Origin of the sequence: Nocardia sp. NPDC058497 (genome assembly GCF_042720195.1) — a bacterium.
Taxonomy (GTDB): Bacteria; Actinomycetota; Actinomycetes; order Mycobacteriales; family Mycobacteriaceae; genus Nocardia.
Map to the genome: position 1 here is coordinate 1 of NZ_JBHXMY010000510.1, position 4,288 is coordinate 4,288.

Consider the following 4,288-nt stretch of genomic DNA (forward strand, 5'->3'; position numbering starts at 1 on the left):
ATGGCGCTCAAACAGACCGTGATGTTCCTACTTGGGACGCCGCTCTCGGTAAATGGAAACCCGTGCCATATCCCGGCCTTCGGGGCCCCTGGACAATCAATGACAATGTCGCTTGGGATGGTGGCGCCGGTTTCGCGCCCGCGGAGAGCAATATCTCGGCTGCCACCAAACTCGTCGCGCAGCTGAATGTTCCAGCTCAGGACACCGCATGGCGACCGCTGATCTTCGGTGGTGTGATCGTCGCCTCACGGGAGAACTACAACCAGTTCTCCACTCGGATCGACGCGGAGGTGCGCATCGGCTCGCCCACCGGCCAGCGGGTGGCTCTCGGTTCGGGGCAGGTGACCGGCGCCGTCAGCCGTGCCCGGCTGCAGCCGTTCTTCGGCGTGCGCAATGTGACGCCCGACAGCGCGATCGGCGTTATCCCCGCAGGTCAGAACGTCACCTTTTACGTAGTGCTGAGCCGGAATGCTGGTACCGCCAACTACGACTACATCATGGACGACTCGGAGGTCGTCTGCTGGGCTCGACGCGTGGGGGCAGTGTGAGTACCGAGAATCTGACGCACGTATACGACGAAGACGTCATGATCACCATGCGTGGCGTCGCCGACTCGGTCGGTCTGCCCTACACGGTGAACCCCGTCGAATTGGTCGACCGGGAGGTGTTGATCGAGCTGCGCGAAGGTCCGGCGGGCCCGGTCGGACCCGAATGCGATGCCGCGTGGCCCTGGCAGTGGCAGGGCGACATCGACGACGCCGCCGCGCTCACCGCGCTCGCTCTCAGCACAGACGACGCACGTAAGGCATGGCGCGTCGTCGCCGAGAATGCCGTCTATTACTGGACCGGGCTGGAATTCATCGCCTTCGAAGACGCTTTCCAACGTCCTGGTCGTAGAGGCAAGGACAATGCTCTGTCCGGCAGCGCAGTTGCGGGGGCCGTCGGCTCGTCCGCCTCGGCGCGAGTGATCGGCATCGCGCCTGGTCAGCAGGTCGAGATCACTTTTCCGCGCGGTGCTGTCGGCGCACAGGGCGACCCAGGCGAGGCCGGACGCATCCAGGACGCGGTCGATGTCCAGATCGATGACGATCGCCCGCTCGGCCAGGATCATGTGCTGGCCTGGGACGCCACGGTGCAGAAGTTTCGGCCGATCCCGACCCCGCGCCCGCGCGGGCCCTGGGTGATCGGGGAGAAGCAGTTCTTCTCCGGAAAGAATGTCAAGGAGCAGCGTAAAGTTCTCGCCTCCATCACCATTCCCGCGCAGCCGACGGCGTGGCGACCGCTCGTCGAGGGTGCTGTCGTTGTGCAATCGGCGGCTCCGACGCGCTGTGACGTCCTGGTTCGCGTCGGCGGCGTCGACGGTGATGTCGTCGGATACGGCTGGGGCCACTCGGTCACGCGCGTAGCCCACGTTCCGATTACACCCGGGTGCGGGTTCGCGTTCCCGGAGCAGTCCACTCCCCTGTTCGGCGTTGTACCCGCGAATCAGACGGTGACGCTCTACGTCGTGGTCGACCGCGTCACCGGCAGCGGCACTTACAACGTCTACAACAACTACTCCCATCTTCAGGTCCGCGCGATTCCGCTCGTCGGCTGACCGCTGCATCGCCTACTTCTTCGAAAGGCATTGATCCATGGCTGATCTGCCCCCGCTCGACTACGGAAAGGTCGTCGGGCGATTCCTCGCCAACGTCATCGACGGCCCCGACCTGGGCGAACTCCCCGAGTTTCCTTCGCTGACAGGCACTCTCACCTTCACCGCGGACGCACCCAAGGTGCTGGTTCCCGGTGCCCAGCCGAGCCCCGCTACCTATGTGCAGCTACCGAACCACTACGAATGCCAGCTCGACGAGTTCGGCTATCTCACCTGGCGAGGCAAGCGCGGGGTGCGGTTGGTCGCTCCCGGCGCGGCGACCAACCCGGCGGAGTGGACCTGGCGGGTTTCGTTCGACCTCGCCTACGACGGTGAGCGAATTCCTGTGGAGTCGTTCAGCTTCAACGTTCCGAAGTATGTCGCCGGCCCGGACCCGGAGAACCCGGACGTCGCCTCGACGGGTCTGGTCGACCTGACCTTGGTGTCACCGGTTCCGGCCTCGGCGGGCAACGCTGTGGTGATGGGTCCGCGTGGGGCGGGCATCCAGATCGACGGTCAGGTGAACACCTATGGCGAGCTGCCCGCCGGCGCGGTCGACGGCAGTCAGTTCGTGGTCAAGTCCGACGGGCTGCTCTATCTGTACGACGAGGTCAGTGGCTGGACGCCGAACGGTCAGGGGGTGACCGTTCGCGGTCCGGCGGGTACGACGCAGTGGGCTGGAATCAGCGGGAAACCGGCAACCTTCCCGCCGACGATCGGTTCGTCCGCCACCACCGCTGTTGCTGGTGACGACCCCCGGCTGAGCAATGCCAGGCCCCCGACCGCGCACACGCACCCCGTCACTGACATCACCGGCGTTACCGCGATCGCCGATGCGCTCCTCAGCTCGACTGACGAGGCCCAGGCTCGCACCGCTATCTCGGCGGTGTGGACGTCGGATCCGCGGCTGTCGGATGCCCGCACGCCCACGGCGGCGGGTCAGGCCTACGACATCGCCTTCAAATCACACAGTGGCGTGCGTGCTGCCGGTGCGGGCAATACGGTGCCGGAGGGGATTCGGGCCGAGCGCCCGATCACCGTCACCGCCGTCACCTATCGCGGCGAGACGGCGGGTACCGGCAACCTGGTTGTCGAGCTCAGGAAGAACGGCACCGCCATCCCGGGGACCTCGGCGACGATCGCGGCGGCCAATCATGCGCTGGATACGACAGTGTCCGGTACCTGGAGTTTCGCTGTGGGCGACAGGATTACGGTGCAGGTGACCAGTGCGGACAGCCCCGCCGGGCGTGGACTGCAGGCCAGTTTGCGCGGGGTGACGGTGTGATGCCGACGTTGCAGATCGGGGGGCCGGTGGTGATGTGGCCGCAGATGCCCGCTCAGGAGGAAACTCCGGTGGGTCAGATGCCTGAGTGGGCTACTCCGGAGTCCGGGTATCCGGGAGCGTCGAGTTCAGGGGGCCAGCCCGAACCTGGTTCCGAGCCGACACCGCAGCCCGAGCCGGAGCCGACGCCCGGGGCGGCACCGGAGCCTGGGACTGCAGCGGAATCGGAACCGTCGACCGCTGTCGACCAGTCTCCTACGGAGCCGAGCTCAGCGGAGGTGAGTAGCTGATGCCGCACATCTTCGTCGGTGGCGATGTCTTCGCTCCGTCCGCGATGACGAAGAACAGCACCGGGACGATGGGTGCCTACAACACCTGGACCGCAGTGGATGGGTGGATCGCCGACACGGTCGGTTACCCCGGCTCACAGGTGTCTGGCAACGGCCTGGTGGTGCAGAGTGGCGGCGCAGCCGTGCCATTGACCGCCAATGTCGTCGTCAGCGGGGCTCTGACCACCGGAAACTTCCAGGCCAGGTTGCTGGTCGGCACAACGGTGGTTGCCACCGGCGCCGCGGTGTCCGGCACCGGCGGTACGTTGGTGGTCAGCGCGACTGTGCCGTTGGTGGCGGGTTCGGTGGTCACCGTCGAGACCTGGCACACCATCCAGTCGAGCGCCTGGGAGGCGACGATTACCGCCGGCGCGGCGACGTTCCTGCGGATCGGCTGACTCCGGCTCAGTCCTGCCCGGCAGGTTTGCGGTCTGACCATCGACCGAGGACGTGATTCACACGTCGACGCCGTCCGGTAGCTCGGCTGGCTACGGAACCAGCGGAGCTAAACCCGAGCTCCCGGGCTGCATCGTCTCGCCGATGCAGTGGTCGTTTTGGCGCAGGTGGCGACGATTCTCGACGGAGGAGAATCCGCGGTCGGTGACCCATACGATCTTCGACATTGTCCAATCCCACCTGCCGTCTTCTCCTGCCGGATCAACACCTGGTCGCCGGTGCCCGGCCGGCATCAGCAGCGCACCGGGATTCCGCCACGGGTGACCGCCATCCCGATCAAGCGTCATCGCACGGCCCGTCTCTACACCGAGGGCAATACCGCAGGCGTCAATGTGTGGGGCCAGCTCGCCGGCCGCCGCTGGCTCGCCTCGCTGGACCCGTGGACCAGTACCGACATCGTGGTGAAGATCGAGGACGGGAACACCGAGTCGAGCATCATCGGGGCGGTGACACCGCGGTCGTCGCGACCGTTCTGATCCTGCTTTCCAACTGAACATCGAGCGAGTGTGGCCCATACCGATTGACGGGGTGGGGGGCGCGGTTTGCGAGGTTGGGTGTGGGATTGGGGGTCCGCGGCCCGGTGTGTGG

General features: G+C 66.1%; 5 protein-coding genes. All 5 read left to right on the plus strand.

Annotated features, from left to right (window positions below; genetic code table 11):
- On the plus strand, window positions 1-548 hold a 548-nt coding region (locus ACFWPJ_RS26035), incomplete at its 5' end, for a hypothetical protein (RefSeq protein WP_378855082.1).
- The gene (locus tag ACFWPJ_RS26040) at window positions 545-1,597 is read left to right on the plus strand and encodes a hypothetical protein (RefSeq protein WP_378855084.1); all 1,053 of its coding nucleotides are present in this window, start codon (window positions 545-547) and stop codon (window positions 1,595-1,597) included. The genes ACFWPJ_RS26035 and ACFWPJ_RS26040, both read left to right, overlap by 4 nt.
- Window positions 1,598-1,634: 37 nt before the next feature.
- Window positions 1,635-2,918, plus strand: a complete 1,284-nt coding sequence (locus ACFWPJ_RS26045; RefSeq protein WP_378855086.1) for a hypothetical protein — start codon at window positions 1,635-1,637, stop codon at window positions 2,916-2,918.
- 286 nt (window positions 2,919-3,204) lie between these two features.
- A complete protein-coding gene (locus ACFWPJ_RS26050; protein ID WP_378855088.1) occupies window positions 3,205-3,642 on the plus strand; it encodes a hypothetical protein in 438 nt (145 codons plus the stop codon).
- 276 nt (window positions 3,643-3,918) lie between these two features.
- A complete protein-coding gene (locus ACFWPJ_RS26055) occupies window positions 3,919-4,176 on the plus strand; it encodes a hypothetical protein (protein ID WP_378855090.1) in 258 nt (85 codons plus the stop codon).
- Window positions 4,177-4,288 lie beyond the last annotated feature (112 nt).

Bases quoted from the DNA above. Each gene is read 5' to 3' on its own strand.
- ACFWPJ_RS26045 (WP_378855086.1), top strand. From the start codon at position 1,635: ATGGCTGATCTGCCCCCGCTCGACTACGGAAAGGTCGTCGGGCGATTC.
- ACFWPJ_RS26050 (WP_378855088.1), top strand. From the start codon at position 3,205: ATGCCGCACATCTTCGTCGGTGGCGATGTCTTCGCTCCGTCCGCGATG.